The following is a 20,737-nucleotide window of genomic DNA, read 5'->3' on the forward strand; positions in this document are numbered from 1 at the left end:
ATCCCCTTTCCCTCTCGATTCGATCACAGCTTTTCGCTGAAATCTTGACGGATTGTCAACGTCTTGACTCGTTCGTTCCGGGGGTCAACCACCCGGATCTGGATCTGGATTCCACGCATCGGCGCCGGATAGGGTGCCGGATAGGACGGGTAAATCGGCGGTGACCAGGGAGGACCCACCGGCAACTTCGTCGTCGGATCGAACCCCGTGGCAGGAACCCGGGTGTAGTCGGTCGACCAGCTATCCCAAACTCGCCTCAACCGCATCACGGCCGCGTTGGCGTCGCCCACGTTTCCGTTGTAGGTACTTGAGACAAGCGGATAAGTAATCGCTGGATAGAACGGATTCGGAAACTGGGCATCAATCCGGAGATCATTGTAGAGCGGCGGCATGCGGCCTTCATGAGCGAAGGTTTGCGTCAGAGTATCGAACGCTCCGGTATTCCAGTAAGTCACAGGCAAGGTCTGAGTAGTGAACTGGGCTCCGTTCGCCTGGCTAAGGAAGGTCTTCGCAGCCCCGGTGGGTGACGTGATAGGTTGGAGCCTCAGGTCGTCTCCCCACCCCAGGTCGACATAGCCAGGAAAGGAATTATCGAAGACCTTGATGTCAAAGCTTCGCACACCTGTCATAATCAAGTCGTCATCCCAGCATGAGAGCCAGAGAGAACTTGATGTGCCGGTCAATGCTGTTCCAAGACCGTCGGTATAATCCTGAGGTGTAACACGATAGGCAGAGGTCATCGGCGGTAGAAAATTCAAACCCATGTTCGTAGCATTGGCGCCGGCCGCTGGATTAGCAGTGGCAACGAATGGATGAAGACCATCGGGTTGACTGCCGGAGCTCACCTGGACACTCGGGTCAGTCCAGCGGGGTAGCATCGTCTCACGCCAAGTCGGAAACCCCCACCAGGTCTGAGTACTCGTCGATGCAGGTGGATTCAGGCTATCACCGCTCGCGAGTGGCGAGTGATTGATCCGGGAGAGTTGGTCTAGCGCGTTGGCGAACGCTGGATTGGGACTGGGGTCAGTGGAATGAATCCATCCCGAGCCAGTCAGCGAACCGGAGTAAGCCGAGGAGTCGGGGACTGAATAGGCTCCTGGAAACAAGTAAGGGAACGCCAGAGTTTCGGTCGAGGCAACCCGAGCCGCCGTCGTGGCTTCAAACAGCAGTGAGGAGGCGGGCATGCCGTAGTAGAGCGTCGGAGGATAGTCGGTGACCCCGTCACCGACGATGTTCGGGACCGCGTCAGGGTTATTATCGTCCGCAATGCCGTCGCCCCCCGCCACTCCCAGATTGTTGGTAAAGTCGTTCCCATAACGTTGATAGAAGGCGCGGTTCTGACGGTTTGTCAAATCGCCAAGCGTGTTAAGCTGGATCGGATAGAGAGTCGACATGCTGCCTGGGACGCCCGTAGCCGAGGGGCGGGCCGAAAGGTCGTTCACCCCCAGCCAACTCGTGCTGAGGGTGCCGCCGAAAATGGACGGATAAAACGCGAGCGGCAAGGTCCCGCCGGACGTCGCGTTCTTCCACGCGGTATTCACCGCATCCTGCTTCTCAGGGGCAACGAGGAAAACGCGGCGATAGAGGTTGCCGTTTCGGAGAAAGTAGATGATCTCGGCATACTGGCTCGTCATCAACACAGGCTGATTTGCCGTGGTGTTGGTCGCGCCCAACCAGATCCGACCCTTGAATGGCTGTCCATCAGGAGCCTTGGCGGTGAACCGAATGTAGTCGTCGGTGTCCTCGTTCTGGAGGTCGGCGAAAGCGTTCTCGCCGATCTCGAGATAGCCAAGGTTGTCGTTGGGATTGATCGGCGGGGTTACCTTTGCAGTAAGCCCATTGAGATCGGTGCGGATCGTGATGTCGAGCTGACGGAGATCGCCGTCGAGTTGGTGGAATACTTGCAGCCCCGAGACCGCACCTGTCGCCGAGGTGAAGATCGTGACGATCACGGTCATCATCAGGACCAGCAACATCACGGCGACGAGCATCTCGATGAGGGTCACGCCTCGACGCGGCGAACATGGGCGCGGGAATCGGTTACGCATGACGGAACTCTCCCTCGAAGCGGACTCACTGGCGGCGGCGCCAGCCGGTGCTCAGCGCGTGTAGATCGTCCTTGGAAATACGTTGATAACGTAGGGCGACACCAAGGCTGCATTGACGTGATAAGGAGAGCCATCGGACGTGTTAAGGAGGGTGAATGCCCGCAACGGAGTGCTTACCCAAACCGTCATCTCTCGCATGCCCGCAGCCGCATCGCCGGCAAAGGAATTCACGGCCGATGCTGCCTGGGTCCGTTTGGCGATCTGATACCAGAAGCACCGTTGGTAGGGGTAGTAGTTCCCCGCACTCCCGCCCGACGGACTCGTATACCTTCGCTGGAGGTCCTCAGCCGCACTTCGCTCGTATGTAACGTCCGCGATCCAGTTCCCGACACGAATCTCAGGGTCCACCATCGAAACAGGCCAGCGGAGGAGCACGGCGCGGTTCGCAGTCAGCCCATACCCTCGCGTTGCGGTGGCCGTGGCACCTTTCACGTTGCTTGTGTAGCCAAAGATCGCTTCGACAACAGTCTCGCCCGCTACAACCCCGGAGTCGACCCCGAAGGGCCGGTTCTCGAAGATGACGATGTCACCGACGAAGACCGAGCCATTCGTACAGTCGGCCTGCTGACCAGTGAACATCCACGAATACTTCCAATCGTTCTGCGGAGCCAACATGCCGGTGACGGCATTGGTCCCCATCGAGAGGTCAGGGACGATCGGGCTGAAGACTCCCGCGCTCGTCGACGTTCCCTTCTCCGACTGAAGAACGATATCTTCAGGCGACACGAAAATGTCGGGAACGGCATTCGAGTAGGGGTTCCACACGGGTAGGAACGGGCTGAAGTTCGTGAGCCGTTGGAGCCCGTGGGCACTCGGATTGGTACTGTTGACGCCGTTGGGATCATTCCGAACGACGCCAATGCCGGACGCGAACCGGGCCTCCGGACCACCCGCCACACCGGGATAGACGCCAGTCTGTTGCCGGTAGAGCGGATCGTAGGCAACGGGAAGTCCGGGGCCGGGCACGAATCCGTTCGGTGGCTTCACGTTGTGGGGTGGCGCGTTTTGCAGGAGCGGGTCATATGATCCGTTCCCACGGTATGCCCCGCCCGTAGTGATCGGGTCGGCCCTGAAACTCGACGTGTCCTGGACCCACGGATCGTAGGGCCAAGGCGTATAGGCCGGTAGCGTATACCAAGGGCTGTGGTTCGAGTTCAGGAACGATTGCTTGTTCAGAAGATCACGCGCTTCCAGGTCGCCCGTGGCCGACTCGGTCAGAGTACCCGAGCGAGAGAGTCGGTTGGCGTCGCGAAGCCTGAGCATGCCGAGTGGGAAAAGGGTGGCCAAGGAGACCATCCCAATGCCCAGGATCAGGATCGAGATCAAGATCTCGGTCAACGTGATGCCCGTCCGCTCTCGCGGCTTGCGCAGGATCATTATCGAGCCTCCCTCAGTCCCTGTTGAGCCTTCAGAAAGGGATAGCCAACGTCAGACGTCTTGAACCCTTCACCAAACACGAGAGGCTGTTGAGTCGCACCAGTAATGAATAGGCGGGGGACTGACTCGATCGTGTTTGTGACGACTAGGCCGTTTGTCGTGAACATTGTCACAAGACGACGATCGTACTTGAGCACCGGGGCTGTCGGCGTACCGGACGGCGGGTAATTCCCAGGTCCCGCCACGTCAAAACCCGCGTTCGTGGTATCGGCTGCGAGCGCATCCGTAGTCATCGGGAGCTCGTAGTAGGTGTAAACTCCCGTCGTGGGATCGCTGGGGTTTTGATTAGGGGTGCTCCCGGTCCTTCCCCAGATGGAGCCTCGAGGATAAACATCGTTCCGATCCGTAAGCCAGAAGTGAAGGAACGGGAGAGGATCGGCCGACGTCGGTGCAGAATACTGAGTCGTTGGAATGTAATGGCCACTCGTATCCACCATCACATCGCAATAGAGCGAACCAGGCTCAATTGGAATCCGAGACCGCTCCTGCGTGGTGTTCCAGGTTGTCGCGTCAATTACCATGCCGGCCGGAAGCACAATCTCTCGTGCGCCTGAACTCGGGACGGGGCGTCGCTGGATGATGTAGGGAACATCATGCGTTCCCTGCTGGAACTTGCTGGTTACCCAATCGACGGACGGAGAATTCGTTGACGCGATTGCCGGTGCATCAATGAGAATGTTCGCCGCAAGGGAGCCACTCCACGCTTCCGGTTCCCACTCGAATGGCTCGTCCGTGAACAAGTTATCCGTGGGCAACCTGCCGTCGATTGTGCCGACAGGTTTGTTCGGCGGCGAAATTTTGTTGTTGTTTTGGCCGTCGAACCCCTCGTCAACGTACCCGTCTTTGTCGTCATCTTCGCCGTTGACGAGGAACAGGAATTCAGGACGGGCCTTCGTCGCAATTGCGAATCCAGCCGGAGGACCAACCGTTGGCGTGTAGTAGGTCCGCTCAAGTGGGGTCGTTGTGCCTGGCGGCCCGACGTTCACGAACAATTCGGGATTGCCCTGAAAGCCGCTCGCGGCCGACGCCCACGGGTTGATCGTGCAAGGACCGACGATCGTGTAGGCTCGACCCGACCCGCCGATCTTGATCTTGTCTCCCACCCGGATTGTCCAGTACCAGTTTGTTGGGGAATTCGGCTGACCGAGTGGAGTGACGAAACCTCCAGCAAACGGCGACTCCTCGATCATGAGCACGTAGGGCGGAGTAGGAGAGTTCGGGAACAGATACGTTCCCCCGGCGATATTCGCCTGATCGGGAAACGCATAGGCTGGAGGAAAGCCAGTCTGAGATATTGCGTTTTGCAATTGGGGCCCGATCGAGACCATGCCTTGGGAGAAGTCTCCCGCTGGCTCGATCGGAATCATCCGGTTGTAGCAGAGTTGCAGCGAACCGGCTCCTGGCTGGCCCGGTGCCGGAATCGTCAGCGTAGGATCGGGCAGCAGTCGCATCCCCCGGGGGGAGTTATACCTGGCCGCGGAATCCCGAATCCCAACGAGCGATCCCGTGAAAATCCGGGCCGCATCGGTGATCTGGCGACCATTGAGAGTCGTCACGAGCGTGGGAATCGCCACGAGCGACGCCAGGAGGATGATGGCCAAAACGACGAGGATCTCGACCAGTGTGAAGCCTGACCTCGGATGTTGCCGTTCCTGAATTCGCATGCAGCCCTCCTCTTCCCCAACCCATTCGCAACGTGACAGGTAACGCCTCTACTCCCGATTAGTCGAGCTTGCCAGGCGAGAAATTGGTCACGTTATCCTTCTCTCGCGCCCGCACATCTGTCCCAATACTAGCAATCGGCTGGGAAGTGACATCCACATTGGCCTGCCAGGTCTGCAACGAGTTCGCGGTGTAGGCGCCTGACCCGTCGACGAAAGGCAGCCGTTCATTCCCATTGGCCAAGTACTGACCGCCGATCCCAAAGAGGCCATCGTTTCCCGCAGAGATGATCTGGTACGTCAATGCGTTTTGCCAGGCGGGAGATTTCGCAGCGCCCGACGAGTTTCCCGTCCCATTCGTGGGCACCGGCGGGTCGGTCGTGTACGGATTCGGGGCTGGCGAGGAAATGAGGTTCCCGACGGGGGGGTAAGTCGATGGCGTTGCTGCGTTCGACGCCTTGAATCCGCCTTTGATCGGGCTGAAATTTTCAGACGAGTTACTCTCATCAAAATTGACGTCATCAGGATCGTAGCCAGCCCCGCCATACGCAGAGAAGTAGCAATACAACCGGAGTTCACGGGGCGATCCCATCGTATCAACATAACCGGGGAACGAACCCGACGTTGAAGGATTCCGCGTATTGCCAACCAGCCGGGAGCCGGTGAACTCGAACAGCGGAACCGTTCGATTCGAAGACATCACGGAATTTTGGAACGGGTTGGTGGGATTCTTAGAGAATCCGATGACCGACCATCCTTGGCCACCACTGGCCGATTGGGCTACTCCCCCAAGAAACAGCACGAGACACTCAGGACCGGTCAAAACATAGGGAGAATCGATGTTTCCATTACCGTTGATATCATAGAAGTTGGTCGCGGTGAGACCAGACGCTGCCCCCGCCGCCCCCGATGTGTTGAATTGCATTCGCGGCCAAAATCTTCGAAAATAGCTCAGCGTCCGCGGAACGAGTTGAGTCGCGGGAGTGGGAGGAGAAGTGACGGGAAACGTGACCGAGGAATAGTCACCATTCTCACTCACGATAATTCGACTCGGCGGGTACTCGCCATACTTTGATTTAAAATCAGCAAGGGCCTGCCCCATGGCCCGGATTTCGGCGGCGACCGCCGCATCCTTGGCGGTGCTCACGGCACGCATCACAGCCGGAACCAGCAGGCCGACCAGCATGCCGAGAATCACGATGACGACGAGGAGCTCGATCATGGTGAAGCCGAGCCGGGGGTTGGGGGCGTTCGAGCGCGTCCGTCTTCTCATCGGGTCAGTCTCCGGGTCACGGGGTCGCTGTTGATCTCAAGGTCGTGCCGTCGTTTCTCACTTCGACATCACTAGATAACTTGCCATCATTCCGCCGGTCGGGCTGCACCGAGAGCGCGGGCCGGTGGGTGCGGTCGATCCGACCGGCGTGCGTTCTCGTTGTTTTCGCGATCGGGCCAGAGTCGCGGCTCAGCCCGAGAGTTTGGTAATCAGGGTCACCAAGGGCAAGAACAAGGCGATGACGATGAAGCCGACGATGCCGCCCAAGGTCACGATCATGATCGGCTCGAGCAGGCTCACGAGGCTGTCGACCAGGGCCTCAACCTCTTCCTCGTAGTTGTCGGCGATCTTGTTGAGCATCGTGTCAAGGTCGCCGGTCTCTTCACCGACGTCGATCATATTGACAACGATGTCGTCGACCACTCGTGACTCGCGGAGCGGCTGGGAAATCGATTCACCTTCACGAATGCTGTCATAAATTCGGGTGAACGCCCGCTCGAACACGGCGTTGCCCGCCGTTTCCTTCACGATGCTCAGCGACTCGAGGATCGGTACGCCCGACTGGACCAGGGTGCCCAGGGTCCGCATCGTCCGCGCCACGGTCGACTTCTCGACGATCTGGCCCATGACCGGAATCATCAGCAAGATCCGGTCGCAGACGTACGCCCCCGTCTTGTTGCGGTAGAGCAGCTTCAAGAAGATCCAGATAAAGAGGGGCGTGAGGAAGACGATATAGAAGTACTTGATGAGGAAGTGGCTGGCCTCGATCAGGAACACGGTCATCGCCGGCAGGGGCACGCCGAAGTCGTCGAAGATCGCTTCAAACTTGGGGATGATGAAGTAAAGAATGAAGCCGACGATCACGCACGCGACGAAGATGACGACGATCGGATAGACCATCGCCGACTTGATTCGACGTTTGAGCGTCTGGCTCTTTTCCTTGAAGTCCGCCAGACGCTGCAGGATCGCCTCGAGGGCACCGCCCGCCTCACCGGCCTTGATCATGTTGCAGTAGAGCTTGTCGAACGCCTTGGGGTGCTTGGCGAACGCTTCGGAGAGGGTCTGGCCGCTCTCGATATCCTCGACCACCTCGCTGAGCGCGTTCTTGAGCACGCCCGGCTTGCACTGACCTTCCAGGATCCGCAAGCTCCGCAAGATCGGCAGACCGGCGTCCTGCAGGGTCGAGAGCTGACGGGTGAACGTACAGAGCTGCTTGGTGCTGATCTTGCCGATCGTGAACGACTTCTTCTTGCCCTTCTTGCCGCCCTTCTTCTTGGCGGCCGTCTTCTTCGCCTTCTTTTCCGAGCGCTCCGAGATCTTGGTGACGAAGAAGCCCTTTTGGCGGATCAGTTGCTGCGCTTCTTCCTGGGTCGAGGCATTGATCGTATCCTTGACCTCGCGCCCCGTGTGATCCATCGCCTCATACGAATAGGTTGGCATCGTCGTTCCCCTGTCTCGAAGAGTGGCTCTCGTGTCTCGCGGAGGAAAGATCTCGAAGGCGATGAAGGCCGGACACGTTCACATACCTATTCTTGCTCGCGGATCCGGCGGCCCCGAAGGCCGCCCTACTTCGACTCCGCCGCGCCCGGTTTCGTTCCCTCGCCCCGCGGGATTTCGACCGGTTCGCCGGACGCGAGGGGTTCGCCCGCGGTCAGACCTCGTCGAGCATGGTTTCGCGAAGAATTTCCTCGACCGAAGTCAGGCCGGAATGGATCGCGTACAGGCCCGACTCGCGGAGCGTCCGCATGCCGTACTTGCGACAGGCGCCTCGGAAGTCGTCGAGCGAGGTCTCGGCCACGACCATCTCCCGGAGCACGTCATTCATGATGAGCAGCTCGTAGACCCCCATGCGGCCCTTGTAGCCGGTGTTGTTGCACCGGTCGCACCCTTTGCCGTAGAAGAACTTCTTGGTCGTCGCCTCCGAGGTGGTCATCCCCAGCTCCATGGCGACCTCCTGGCTGGGCTGGAACTCGGTCCGGCAGTTGGTGCAGATCTTCCGGACGAGCCGTTGCGCCAGCACGCCTTGAATCGTCGCCGTGATCAAGAAGGTCGGCAGCCCCATGTCGCGGAGCCGGGTGATCGCCGACGGGGCGTCGTTGGTGTGCAAGGTCGTGAACACGACGTGCCCGGTGAGCGAGGCCTGAATCGCGATCTCGGCGGTCTCGAGGTCGCGGGTCTCGCCGACCAGGATCTTATCCGGGTCCTGGCGGAGGATCGCCCGCAGGCAGGCGGCGAAGGTCACGCCGATTTCGCTGTTGATCGGCACCTGGATCAGGCCGTCGATGTCGTACTCGACCGGCTCTTCCGTGGTGATGATCTTCTCGGTCACCTCGTTGAGCTCGTTGAGCGTAGCGTAGAGCGTGGTCGTCTTGCCCGACGAGGTCGGCCCGGTCACCAGGACGATCCCGTTGGGACGGTGGCAGAGCTCGCGCCACTGGACGAGCGTGTCGGCCGGCATGCCGATCTTGTTCAGGTCGAGCTGCACGACCGTCCGGTCGAGGATCCGGAGGACCACGCTTTCACCGAAGAGCGTCGGCAAGGTGGAGACCCGGATGTCGACCGAGTTGCCGCCGATGGCGAGCTCAATTCGACCGTCCTGGGGGAGGCGCCGTTCGGCGATATCGAGGTTCGCCATGACTTTGATGCGGCTCGCGATCGCGGGCGCAAGGTGGCGCGGGGGCGGCACGAGCTCGTAGAGCACGCCGTCCACCCGATAACGCATCTTGTACTCTTCCTCGAACGGCTCGAAGTGGATGTCGGACGCCTTGTCCTTGATCGACAGGAGCAAAACCATGTTCAACAGTTTCCGCACCGGCGCGGCGTCGGCCATCTCCTCGATCGCCTCGAGGTCGATCGTGTTCTGGTTCCGGTTGGAATACTGCGACAGGCCCTTGTCCGACTCGATCTGCTTGACGACGTCCTCGATCGACTCTTGGTGGCCGGCGTAGAGCCGTTCGATGGCGGCCATCACGTCGGCCTCGGTGGCGATCGCCCCCTTGACCTCGACCCCGAGGAACTGGCGAATGCTGTCGAGCGTCGACGGGTTCTGCGGTTCCGCCATCGCGACGGTGACGCTCTTGTCCTTCTTGTTCTGCGAGACCGGCACCACCTTGAACGCCGTGGCCATGGTCTCGTTGACCAGCTCGGTGAGCTCCGACGGGATCGTCGCCTCGGCGAGCTTCATGACCTTCATGCCCAGTTGTTCACCGAGCGCTTTGAGGACATGTTCTTCCTTGACCAAGCCAAGCCGGATCGCCACCTTGCCGATCAGCTCATTGCTCGAACGTTTCTGCTCTTCAAGCAACGACCAGAGCTTCTCCTCGTCGAGGTAGCCCATGTCCACCAGGATCTGACCGAGTCGGCGTGCCATGAATCAATCCCACCCTCTCCGAAGCAGCCCCGATGGGCCACGCCCCGAAAACGAATTCGGACCGGATTGTTTTGATGCGTTAAGAAACGTTCGGACGAAGGCCCGGCCCAGAACGGGCCGAGCCAGCAAATCGCGAGCGAGACGGCGACGGACCACGGTCGGGAGCGAGGCTCCCCTGGGAGGAAGGACGTCGGTCCGCCGCAACCCACAACAACCCAACAACATACGGATCAGTCCGAGCGACGTGACACGCCCTCGGATTTTTTTGATTATTTCTTGGGATCGGTGTCTTCGTCGGCGTCTTCTTCGTCGTCGAAGACTCCCTTCTTGGCGTTTTCGACCCGTTCGCGGAGCTCGTTGACCTTGCGAGCCTTGACGTACAGTTCCTCTTCTTCAACCAGCCCTTGGCGCCAGAGGTTGAAGAGGCTGTCGTCGAGCAAGATCATGCCGTGCTTGCGCCCGGTCTGGATCGACGAGTCGATGCGGTACGTCTTGTTTTCGCGGATCAGGTTGGAGATTGCCGGCGTGACGACGAGCATCTCGTAGGCGGCGACCAGTCCCTTGGGTTTGCGAGGCACGAGGGCCTGGGCGAGCACGCCGATGATCGCGACCGAGAGTTGGGTGCGGATCTGGTCCTGCTGCTCCTTGGGGAACACGTCGATGATTCGGTTCACCGTACCTTCGGCCGAGTTGGTGTGCAGGGTGCCGAAGACGATGTGGCCGGTTTCGGCGGCGGTGACGGCGGCCGAGATCGTCGCCAGGTCACGCATTTCGCCGACGAGGATACAGTCGGGGTCCATCCGCAAGGCGCGTCGGATCGCCTCGGGGAAGTCGGGGACGTCGATGCCGATCTCGCGCTGATTGACCAGCGACTTCTTGTGCTTGTGGAAGTACTCGATCGGGTCTTCGATCGTGATGATGTGGCGGTCGAGGTTATCGTTGATCCAGTTGATCATGCTCGCGAGGCTGGTCGTCTTGCCCGAGCCGGTCGGCCCGGTCACGAGGATCAGGCCACGCGGCCGGGTGATCAGGTCTTCCATCACCGCCGGCAGACCGAGCTGCTGGAACGTGAGGAACTCGTTCGGGATCCGCCGGAGCACCAGCCCGATATTGCCGCGCTGTTTGAAGACGGCGACGCGGAACCGGGCCATCTCACCGAAGGCGAACCCGAAGTCGCACCCACCCACTTCCTGAAGCTCCTGCTGGCAGCGTTCAGGGGTGATGCTCTTCATGAGCGCGGAGGTGTCGGCCGACTCGAGGACCTTGGTCGCCAGCGGGCGCATGTGACCATGGAGTCGGAGCATCGGCTGGCTCCCCACGGTCAAGTGCAAGTCGCTGGCCTTCTGCTGGACCACCGTCTGCAACAGCTTATCAATGAGCAGCGTACCCATCGCCGTATCAACCCTCCCGAATCGCCTCGGTGGAGCTCGCCCCCGGCTCGGGCCAGGTGGCCCGTCCGCAATCCAGGGGGTCTTGACTAAGTCTCAACAACCAGGTGTCCACCGAAATAAGAGCCAGGGTTCAGGGCTTTACGGCGATCGCAACTCACCCTTCCGCCACGGTCATTATTCCAGTATTCCGGCGCCCGAATCAAGGGAAGGGCGTCGGTCCGACCCGCCGCGTTGCGCGAAAAAGGGTCGTTTGGGGGACCGAAAACGCGGTCGGCGGCGACGTCCAACGCCGCCGCGGTCCCCCCCGTTTCCGGTCGTCCCCACAACGCTCGCGCCTTCCCCGGAGGGAGGGCGCGCGGGGTCATTTCGTGGGAGCGGCCGCGCTGTCGTGCTGGGTGATCCGCATGATCTCGTCGATGGTGGTGAGCCCCTTGAGGGCCTTGACCATACCGTCCTCGAAGAGGGTGCGCATCCCCTGTTTTCGGGCCATTCTGCGGAGATTCTGGGTGGAATCGCCCTTGAACGTCATGTCGCGGATCTGGCTGGTCATGGTCAACAGCTCGTAGATCCCCATGCGGCCGCGGTACCCCGATTTATTGCAGTGGGTGCACCCCTTGCCCTTCATGAAGTTGGCCTTCTTGGCGATCTCGGGCTTGAGCCCGATCCCCTGCAAAACGTGCGCGGGGGGCTCGTAGCGAACCCGACATTTGGGACAGACTTTGCGGACCAAACGTTGCGCCATGATCGCCATGACCGAACTGGCCACGAGGAACGGCTGCACCCCGATATCGACCAGTCTCGTTACAGCGCTGGGCGCATCGTTCGTGTGTAATGTACTAAAAACCAAGTGTCCCGTCAGCGAGGCCTGAATCGCGGTGTTGGCGGTCTCTTCGTCGCGGATTTCGCCGACCAGGAGGATGTTCGGGTTCTGTCGGAGCATGGCTCGAATGATGCGTGCAAACGTCATCCCGATCTTGGCGCGGACCTCGCACTGGTTGACGCCTGGCAGGTAGTATTCGACCGGGTCTTCGGCCGTGATGATTTTCACGTCCGGTCGGTTCAGTTCGTTGAGTGCGGCGTAGAGGGTGGTGGTCTTGCCGGAGCCGGTGGGTCCGGTGACGAGCAAAATCCCGTTGGGGCGTTTGATCATCCCTGAGAACCGTTTCCAGTCCTCTTCGCCGAACCCGAGGTCGCGGAGGCCGACCTTGATGTTTTCGCGGTCGAGGATCCGCATGACGACGGACTGGCCGTGGCTGGTGGGGAGGACGCTGACCCGCAAGTCGATGTCCTTGCCGGCGGCGTGCATTTTGATTCGGCCGTCCTGGGGCCGGCGCTTCTCGGCGATGTCCATCGAGCCCATGATCTTGATACGGCTGACGATCGAGCCGTGGAGTCGCTTGGGCGGAGAGTCACGTTCCATGCAGACGCCGTCGATCCGGTAGCGGATCCGGACGCGGTCGGCGAACGGCTCGATGTGGATATCCGAAGCGCGCATGTTCACGGCTTCCTGGATGATCAGGTGGACGAGCCGGATGACCGGGGCGTCGCCTTCTTCCAGGCCGATGGTGCCGCTGCCCGTCTTGCCGCTACCGACGTCTTCGGAGAAGTCGATGGCGGTGTCGGTGAACTCTTGGAGCATGGAGTCGACCGACTCGGTTTCGGTCGACGAGCCGCCGTAGTAGCGGTTGATGGCCTCGACGATCGCTTCTTTGGGGGCGAGGGCGACCTCGATCTCGCGGTTCAAGACGAAGCGGAGCTTGTCGATCGTCTCGAAGGCGTTGGGGTCGTGCATGATGACCTTGATCGCGCCACTTTCTTGCGACAAGGGCATCACGATGTTTTCGCGGGCGAGCGACTCGGGCACCAACTCGATCACGGACGGGGGGATCTCGATTTCGCGGAGTTCGATGAACGCCATGCCGTGCTGTTCGGCCTTGGCCTTCATGATCTCGTCAACCCCGGCATAGCCGAGTTTGACCAGCGCCTCCTCCACGGGAAGGTGATTCATCGCTTGCGCTTCCCGCATCTGATCGGGTCCGATGACACCGCGCTTGACCAGGATGTCGGTCCATTCTCGGCCTTGCTTCGCCATGGGAGTGAGGCTCCGGAAAACCAGCGAGCGTGTCGGGAGCATGTCCGAAGTCAGCCCCTTTTGGGAGGGGCGACCAGGGCGTGCGATCCTGACCTTTGGGGGTTCGTGCGAAAGTCTGTGTGTGGGGGAACGTCGGATCCGCAAACAGTCAAAAGTCGAGGGTCACGTACGGGCGGCACCCAGCATAAGTCGATCGCATGAAAGAGATGACGAAATCGATAAATTCAACGTTACCACAGCCCTGCGACGACGACAAGCAACCCCGAGAGAAAAAGAAGGCCTCGTATCATGGAGCCATGACCGCCTGCCACCAATAAGTAAAACCCCGTCAATCCCGACAATTGGCATGGCGCGTGCATTTAGACCACGTCGGGGCAAGCCGGTAAGGCAAAGTGAATCAACGACCCGCCATCGAGCGAGGAATCATCCTCGTTCCCACGGTCCCCCGCTATGCCTTACCCACAAGTCGCAATCTTCTAACCGACAAGGCATTGCGTCTCTAAAACCGAAGACTTTCGGAGTCGCCCGGGAGGAGTCGTCAGTAGCGAACGGCAAAAAACGCCGAGGAATTCAGCCGCAGATCGGTCAAATCATTAATCGTTTAATTCGGAAAAATCAGCAAATTCTGCCCGATGTTACTTCTGGCTTAGCCTTTAGACGGATTCAACTTGTGGGTAAGGCATAGCGGTCCCCCGTGGGAATGCCATCCCCGACGCTCAGCGTCGTCTGGCCCTCGCAAGCCGAGGACGCAGAGCGTCCAAGACTGCATTCCCATGGGGGACCGTGGGAACGAGTTTCTCCCGCGAATTTCGGCCCCCGGGGCAGCCAGACGGCCCGATTTCCTTGCGGCAGAGAAAAAAAAGGCCGGCCGAGCGGGGCTCGGACGGCCTTGAGGATTACAAAAGTGGAGAAGGCTCAAACGTGATCAACGATCGCGGCTAATCGTCTTGCCTTCCGCCAGGACGGCCTGGGCGGCCGCGAGCCGGGCGATGGGGACGCGGTAGGGGGAGCAGGAAACGTAGTCCATGCCCACAACGTGACAGAAGGCGACGCTCTCGGGGTCGCCGCCGTGCTCGCCGCAGATCCCGACCTTGAGGTGCTCGCCGGCCTTTTCCTTGCGCGCCTTGCGGCCCTTGGCGACGCCGATCTCGATGAGCTGGCCCACGCCGTTGGCGTCGAGGGTCTGGAACGGGTCGACCGGGAGGATCTTCTCGCGGAGGTAGGTCGGCATGAATCCCTTGATGTCGTCCCGGCTGAAGCCGAACGTCATCTGGGTCAGGTCGTTGGTGCCGAACGAGAAGAACTCGGCCTCCTCGGCGATCTTGTCGGCGGTCAGGGCGGCCCGAGGGACCTCGATCATGGTGCCGATCAGATAGTCGACCTTGGTCCCCTCCTGCTTCATGACCGCTTCGGCCTCGGCGATGGCGCGCGTCTTGACAAAGACGAGCTCTTCGACCGTGCCGACCAAGGGGATCATGATTTCGGGGAGGACCGATTTCCCCTTCTTCTTGACCTCGATGGCGGCCTCGATGATCGCGCGGACCTGCATGTCGCCGATCTCGGGGTAGACGATCGGCAGGCGGCAGCCGCGGAACCCGAGCATCGGGTTGAACTCGTGGAGCTGCTCGACCCGGTCCTTGACCTTCTGGGCGGTCACGCCGAGTTGCTTGGCGACCTCGGCCTGCCCCTTGTCGTCGTGGGGGAGGAACTCGTGCAAGGGCGGGTCCAGGAGGCGGATGGTCACGGGGAGACCGTCCATCGCCTCGAAGATGCCGACGAAGTCCGCCTTCTGGAACGGCTCGAGCTCGGCCAGGGCGGCCTTGCGCCCTTCGACGTCGTCGGCGACGATCATCTTCCGCATCGCGGTGATCCGCTGATCGCCGAAGAACATGTGCTCGGTCCGGCAGAGGCCAATCCCCTCAGCGCCGAACTCGCGGGCCTTGGCCGAGTCGATGGGCGTATCGGCGTTGGTGCGGACCTTCAAGGTCCGGATCTTGTCGGCCCACTCCATCAATTCGGCGAAGTGTCCCGAGATCGAGGGGGCGACCGTGGCGACCTGGCCGATCATGACGTCGCCGGTCGTGCCGTTGATCGTGAGGTAGTCACCGGCCTTGACCGTGTGCTCGCCGATCCGGACGGTTCCGGTCTTCTCGTCGATGCGGACCGCTTCGCAGCCGACGACGCAGGGCTTGCCCCAGCCTCGGGCGACGACCGCGGCGTGGCTCGCCTTGCCGCCGGTCGAGGTGAGGATCCCGGACGCCAGGTGCATGCCGGCGACGTCTTCGGGGCTCGTCTCTTTGCGGACGAGGAGGATCTTCACGTCGGGGTGAGCTTCGGCATGGGCGACGGCCGCCTCGGCCGAGAGGACCACCTTGCCGGACGCCGCACCCGGGCTGGCGGCAATGCCTTGCGCGACCGGCTTATCCTTGGCCTTGGGGTCGAGCTGAGGCAAGAGCAGGTGGTTCAGGCTCTCCGGGTTGACGCGCTGGAGGGCCGTCTTCTGGTCGATCAGACCTTCCTTGACCATTTCGACCGCGATCCGGACCGCCGCCGAGCCGGTTCGCTTGCCGGAGCGGGTCTGGAGCATGTAGAGCGTACCGTCCTGGACGGTGAACTCGATGTCCTGCATTTCCTTGTAGTGCGACTCGAGCGTCTTGCGGATCCCGAGCAGTTGCTCGTAGACCTTGGGCATCTCCTGGTCGAGCTGAGCGATCGGCTCGGGGGTCCGGATGCCGGCGACGACGTCTTCGCCCTGGGCGTTGATCAGGTAGTCGCCGTAGAACTCGTCGGCGCCTGTGTTCGGGTCGCGGGTGAAGGCGACGCCGGTGCCCGAGTTGCTGCCCATGTTGCCGAAGACCATCGCCTGGACGTTGACGGCGGTCCCCTTCAGTCCGCTGATCCGCTCGATCCGGCGGTACTCGACGGCCTTCTTGCCCATCCAGCTATTGAAGACGGCCATGATGGACGCCCAGAGCTGCTCGATCGGGTCTTGGGGGAAGTCGGAGCCGGTGTGGGCCTTGTAGACGGCCTTGTACTTCTCGACGAGGACCTTCAAGTCGTCGGCGCTGAGGTCGGTGTCGTTCTTGACCCCCTTGGCCTGCTTCAACGCCTCGAGCTCGTGCTCGAAGTGCTCATGATCGACGCCCATGGCGGTCGAGCCGAACATGTCGATCAGGCGGCGATAGCCGTCGTAGGCGAACCGGGGGTTGCCCGTCTTCTTGGCCATGCCCTCAACGACGGCGTCGGACAAGCCAAGGTTCAAAATCGTGTTCATCATTCCGGGCATCGACAGCGCGGCACCCGAGCGAACGCTGACCAGCAGCGGGTTGGCCGGATCACCCAGTTTGGTGCCAACCAGCTTCTCCATTTCCGCGATCGCGGCCTGAACCTGCGGCTTCACCGCTTCGGGCAGCTTCTTGTCGCCCTCGTAGTAGGCAGCGCAGACCTCGGTGGTGATCGTGAAGCCCGGGGGGACGGGAATTCCAAGCACGCTCATCTCGGCCAGGTTGGCCCCTTTGCCGCCGAGCAGGGTCTTCATTTCTGCCTTGCCGTCGGCCTTGCCACCACCAAACGAATAAACAAACTTCTGCGAATCGGACATCGGTTTTACAAGCTCCTCGGTCGCTGCGACATTCCCCCGGTGACCGCCACGTGCGTTCCCAGGCCCGCGCGATGCACCGTGATTGTTCGTAAACTCATGAAACGACACAGATTAACGATTCCAGATCTGAGCGTCAAGACGCGACCAGCCCAGCCCTCGTGGCCGGCGGACAGCGTCACGAGAGGCCCCGGCTCCCAGCGGCGAAATGGGGCCGTCCTGGGCCGCGGCCACCCACCTGCCCTTCCATTGGCTTGGCTTCCTCCCCTGGGACCGAAGGCGTCCCAGAGGGGGGGAGTGAGAGGGAGGGAACGGTTTAGGCCTGGCTCTGGGTTGAACGGACCTGAGGGGGGATGGTGCTCGCGGACAGGCCACGGTGGAAGGCGATAACCGCCTCGAGGATCGACTCGAGCGACCGCTCCGGGCGGAAGTCGATGAGTGCGCTGAGTTTGGAGACGTCGGGGACACGACGAGGCATGTCCTCGAACCCCGCTTCGTAGGCTTCCCCATACGGGATGTGCACGATCTCCGAGTTCGAGCCGCTCAGCGTTTTGACCAGGTTCGCCAGCGCTCCGATCGAGATCTCTTCACTGGAACCGATGTTGTACACCTGGCCGACGGCCGAGGGATGGTCGACAAGCTTCACCAAGGCGGCAACAACGTCGGCAACATGAGCAAAACAGCGAGTCTGGGTGCCGTCGCCGAAGACGGTGATCGGCCGGCCCGCGAGCGCCTGCTTGACGAACGACGGGATCACCATGCCGTATTGCCCGACCTGACGGGGCCCAACCGTGTTGAAGAGGCGGACGACCACCGTGGGTAACTGCTTTTCACGCCAGTAGGCGAGGGCGAGAAACTCGTCGATCGCCTTCGAGCAGGCGTAACTCCAGCGTCCTTTGTTCGTGGCCCCCATCACGAGGTTGCCGTCCTCGCGGAACGGAACCTGGGTGCTCAGCCCGTAGACCTCGGAGGTCGACGCGATCAGCACCTTCTTCTTCTTCTTGTTCGCGTGGGCGAGCACGACCTCGGTGCCGTGGACGTTGGTCTCGATCGTCCGGACCGGACTCTCCACGATCAGCTTGACCCCGACCGCCGCGGCCAGGTGGACGATCACGTCGCACTGGTCGACGAGCTCCGCCACGATCGGATGGTTGTGAACGCTATCGACCGTGTAGTGGAAGTGCGGATGGCTACGGAGATGGCGAATGTTTTCGATGCTGCCGGTGGAAAGGTCGTCGAGAACGAGGACCTCGTCGCCGCGTTCAAGGTAGGCCTCGCAGAGATGGGAGCCGATGAAGCCGGCCCCCCCGTGATCAAGACTCGCATCCCTCGGTGTCCTTTCGACGACGGATTCCAATCGAAGCATGCCTCGCCATCCGCGCTCCATCGAACTCAGCCTGATGGACAAAACTCATGAGCGAAGGGATGCGGCGAGCGAGCGGTGGCGATCAAATCCCCAAACAACGGGGAACCGAGGGGTCAAGCAACGACGGTTGGATGATCCAGAACCAGCGTCCTCAAATCATTGCACCGAAACCGACTTGGCTCAAGCCCGAATGTCTCACGCGATGGACCCGGCGCCGCTCTCGCGTTGCGTTCACCCGGATCATACAGAACGCCCGAGCCCCTTTTCTTTGGTAGAAAAAAAGGGACCCGGGCGTCTTGAGTCGTCGATCACGTGATCGGAGCGTCGCGAGGAAGGCTCGGCTCGGGCCGATTAGGCGGATGCCTTCTCGAGCGCGGCCTTCTTGACGATGTCTTCCTGGAGCCGGGCGGGGACCTTCTGGTATTTGAGGAACTCCATGCTGAAGCTCCCCTTGCCTTGGGTCATGCTCCGCAGGTCGTTGGAGTAGCCGAACATTTCGGAGAGGGGAACTTCGGCCAAGATCACCGCGAACCCTTGGCGGCTCTCGGTTCCGAGAATCACGCCACGCTTCGAGGAGACCTGGCCGGTGACCGGTCCCTGGAACTCGGTCGGCGTCTCCACCTCAACCTTCATGATCGGCTCCAGCAACACCGGGGCCGACTTGCGGAACGTCTCGCGGAAGCAGTCGCGAGCACAGATCTGGAACGCCATGTCCGACGAGTCGACGTCGTGATAGGAGCCGTCGTTGAGCACCATCTTGACGCCGATGACCTCGAAGCCGGCGACCGGCCCCTTGCTCAACGAGTCGCGGAAGCCCTTCTCGACCGACGGGATGTACTCGCTCGGAATGCGCCCGCCGGTGACCTTGTTCTCGAAGACGAACGATTCGGCCGACTCGGCCCCCAGCGGCTCCAAGACGCCGACGATGTGGGCGAACTGACCCGAACCACCGGTCTGCTTGCGGTGCTTGTAGTTGTACGGAGTCGACTGGGTCGGCGACTCGCGGTAGCTGACCTTGGGCGCGCCGACGGTGCAGTCCACCTTGTACTCGCGGCGGATCCGCTCGACATAGATTTCCAGGTGCAACTCACCCATGCCCGAGATGATCGTCTCGCTCGTCTCGGGGTCGACGTGGACCCGGAACGTCGGGTCTTCACGCATGAACCGATTCAAGGCCTTCGACAGCTTGTCGTAGTCGGCCCGCTTGGTCGGGATGATCGACAGGTCGATGACCGGTTCGGCAGCGTAGATGCTTTCGAGCGAGACGTTCGTCCCCTCGGCGCAGTACGTGTCGCCAGTCGCGCACTCGAGCCCCATGACCGCGACGATATCGCCGGCACCGGCCGCGTCGATGTCTTCCTTCTGGTCGGCATGGACGCGAAGGATTCGGCTGATCCGGGCTTTCTTGCGCTGACGCGCGTTGAGGTAGAACTCCCCCTTGCGGAGGGTGCCCTGATAGATCCGCATGTAGGTGACCTGGCCGAACGCCTCTTCGACGAGCTTGAACGCCATCGCGACGAGGGGAAGTTCGGCGTCGGGGGCGAGCGCCACCTCGGCCATCCCGTCGTTATTGTCCTTGGCGTGGATCTCGCGATCGAGCGGGCTCGGGAGGTACTCACTGACCGCGTCAAGCAGGAGCTGGACCCCCTTGTTCTTATAAGCGGTGCCGATGAGCACGGGGCAAATCCGCTGCGCGATCGTCCCTTCGCGGATCGTCTTGTGGATCAAGTCGATGGGAACTTCCTGCTCTTCGAGCAGCAGTTCCATAAGCTCGTCGGAGACGAGCGAGAGGGCTTCGAGCATCACCTGGCGGGCACGCTCGGTGGCGTCGACCAATTCCGCCGGAACGGGCTCACGACGAACCGTGTCCCCCTTCTCGCCGTCGAAGTAGACGGCCTGACGGTTGATCAGGTCGACGATCCCTTGGAAGTTCGATTCCGAGCCGATCTGGATTTGCAGGGGTACAACCGTCAAACCAAGCTTGCTCTCGAGCTGCGCGATGACATTGGGCGCGTTGGCGCCGGTGCGGTCCATCTTGTTGATGAACGCCAGCCGGGGAACGGCGTACCGCTTCATCTGGCGGTCAACGGTGATCGACTGGGACTGCACCCCGGCGACGGCGCAGAGAACGAGCACAGCGCCGTCGAGAACGCGGAGCGACCGCTCGACCTCGACCGTGAAATCGACGTGGCCGGGCGTGTCAATAATATTGACCTTTTTGTCGCCCCAGTGCACGGTCGTGGCGGCCGAGGTGATCGTGATCCCTCGTTCCTTCTCCAACTCCATGTGGTCCATGACCGCACCTTCGCCACGCACTTCCTTGATGACGTGGATCCGGCCGGCGTAGTACAAGACTCGCTCGGTGAGCGTTGTTTTACCAGAGTCGATGTGGGCCGAAATCCCGATGTTCCGGACGTTGCGAAGGTTTTCCATAGTAGTTG

The 20,737-nt window shown here is 61.1% G+C and carries 11 protein-coding genes; all 11 read right to left on the minus strand.

Annotation, left to right across the window (positions count from 1 at the left end; all coding sequences use genetic code 11):
- Positions 1 to 23: 23 nt before the first annotated feature.
- Positions 24 to 2,048 carry a type II secretion system protein gene (locus BUS42_RS12350; protein WP_074307170.1) on the minus strand — a complete coding sequence of 675 codons (2,025 nt, stop codon included), beginning with the start codon at positions 2,046 to 2,048 and terminating at the stop codon, positions 24 to 26.
- Between the two features lie 51 nt (positions 2,049 to 2,099).
- Positions 2,100 to 3,485 (minus strand): hypothetical protein, encoded by a 1,386-nt coding sequence (locus BUS42_RS12355; protein ID WP_074307171.1) that lies wholly within the window; start codon positions 3,483 to 3,485, stop codon positions 2,100 to 2,102.
- The gene (locus BUS42_RS12360; protein WP_074307172.1) at positions 3,485 to 5,209 is read right to left on the minus strand and encodes a prepilin-type N-terminal cleavage/methylation domain-containing protein; all 1,725 of its coding nucleotides are present in this window, start codon (positions 5,207 to 5,209) and stop codon (positions 3,485 to 3,487) included. Before BUS42_RS12360 ends, BUS42_RS12355 begins: the two co-directional genes overlap by 1 nt.
- 58 nt (positions 5,210 to 5,267) lie before the next feature.
- The gene (locus tag BUS42_RS12365; RefSeq protein ID WP_074307173.1) at positions 5,268 to 6,479 is read right to left on the minus strand and encodes a type II secretion system protein; all 1,212 of its coding nucleotides are present in this window, start codon (positions 6,477 to 6,479) and stop codon (positions 5,268 to 5,270) included.
- Between the two features lie 189 nt (positions 6,480 to 6,668).
- Entirely contained in the window at positions 6,669 to 7,919 is a 1,251-nt protein-coding gene (locus BUS42_RS12370) for a type II secretion system F family protein (RefSeq protein ID WP_074307174.1), read from the minus strand.
- Between the two features lie 211 nt (positions 7,920 to 8,130).
- Positions 8,131 to 9,849 carry a GspE/PulE family protein gene (locus BUS42_RS12375; RefSeq protein WP_074307175.1) on the minus strand — a complete coding sequence of 573 codons (1,719 nt, stop codon included), beginning with the start codon at positions 9,847 to 9,849 and terminating at the stop codon, positions 8,131 to 8,133.
- A 269-nt stretch (positions 9,850 to 10,118) separates the two neighbouring features.
- Entirely contained in the window at positions 10,119 to 11,240 is a 1,122-nt protein-coding gene (locus tag BUS42_RS12380; RefSeq protein ID WP_074307176.1) for a type IV pilus twitching motility protein PilT, read from the minus strand.
- Between the two features lie 361 nt (positions 11,241 to 11,601).
- Positions 11,602 to 13,332: a GspE/PulE family protein gene (locus BUS42_RS12385; protein ID WP_074307177.1), complete on the minus strand. Its 1,731-nt coding sequence runs from the start codon at positions 13,330 to 13,332 to the stop codon at positions 11,602 to 11,604.
- A 925-nt stretch (positions 13,333 to 14,257) separates the two neighbouring features.
- Entirely contained in the window at positions 14,258 to 16,933 is a 2,676-nt protein-coding gene (gene ppdK / locus BUS42_RS12390) for a pyruvate, phosphate dikinase (RefSeq protein ID WP_074307178.1), read from the minus strand.
- Between the two features lie 313 nt (positions 16,934 to 17,246).
- The gene (locus tag BUS42_RS12395; RefSeq protein ID WP_074307179.1) at positions 17,247 to 18,296 is read right to left on the minus strand and encodes a GDP-mannose 4,6-dehydratase; all 1,050 of its coding nucleotides are present in this window, start codon (positions 18,294 to 18,296) and stop codon (positions 17,247 to 17,249) included.
- Positions 18,297 to 18,647: 351 nt separating this feature from the next.
- A complete protein-coding gene (gene fusA, locus BUS42_RS12405) occupies positions 18,648 to 20,729 on the minus strand; it encodes an elongation factor G (RefSeq protein WP_074307181.1) in 2,082 nt (693 codons plus the stop codon).
- Between the last annotated feature and the right edge of the window lie 8 nt (positions 20,730 to 20,737).

The organism is Singulisphaera sp. GP187 (assembly GCF_900129635.1).
Lineage (GTDB): Bacteria > Planctomycetota > Planctomycetia > Isosphaerales > Isosphaeraceae > Singulisphaera.

Bases quoted from the DNA above. Each gene is read 5' to 3' on its own strand.
- BUS42_RS12395 (WP_074307179.1), bottom strand. From the start codon at position 18,296: ATGCTTCGATTGGAATCCGTCGTCGAAAGGACACCGAGGGATGCGAGT.
- BUS42_RS12375 (WP_074307175.1), bottom strand. From the start codon at position 9,849: ATGGCACGCCGACTCGGTCAGATCCTGGTGGACATGGGCTACCTCGAC.
- BUS42_RS12380 (WP_074307176.1), bottom strand. From the start codon at position 11,240: ATGGGTACGCTGCTCATTGATAAGCTGTTGCAGACGGTGGTCCAGCAG.
- BUS42_RS12355 (WP_074307171.1), bottom strand. From the start codon at position 3,485: ATGATCCTGCGCAAGCCGCGAGAGCGGACGGGCATCACGTTGACCGAG.
- BUS42_RS12370 (WP_074307174.1), bottom strand. From the start codon at position 7,919: ATGCCAACCTATTCGTATGAGGCGATGGATCACACGGGGCGCGAGGTC.
- ppdK (WP_074307178.1), bottom strand. From the start codon at position 16,933: ATGTCCGATTCGCAGAAGTTTGTTTATTCGTTTGGTGGTGGCAAGGCC.
- fusA (WP_074307181.1), bottom strand. From the start codon at position 20,729: ATGGAAAACCTTCGCAACGTCCGGAACATCGGGATTTCGGCCCACATC.
- BUS42_RS12365 (WP_074307173.1), bottom strand. From the start codon at position 6,479: ATGAGAAGACGGACGCGCTCGAACGCCCCCAACCCCCGGCTCGGCTTC.
- BUS42_RS12385 (WP_074307177.1), bottom strand. From the start codon at position 13,332: ATGGCGAAGCAAGGCCGAGAATGGACCGACATCCTGGTCAAGCGCGGT.
- BUS42_RS12350 (WP_074307170.1), bottom strand. From the start codon at position 2,048: ATGCGTAACCGATTCCCGCGCCCATGTTCGCCGCGTCGAGGCGTGACC.
- BUS42_RS12360 (WP_074307172.1), bottom strand. From the start codon at position 5,209: ATGCGAATTCAGGAACGGCAACATCCGAGGTCAGGCTTCACACTGGTC.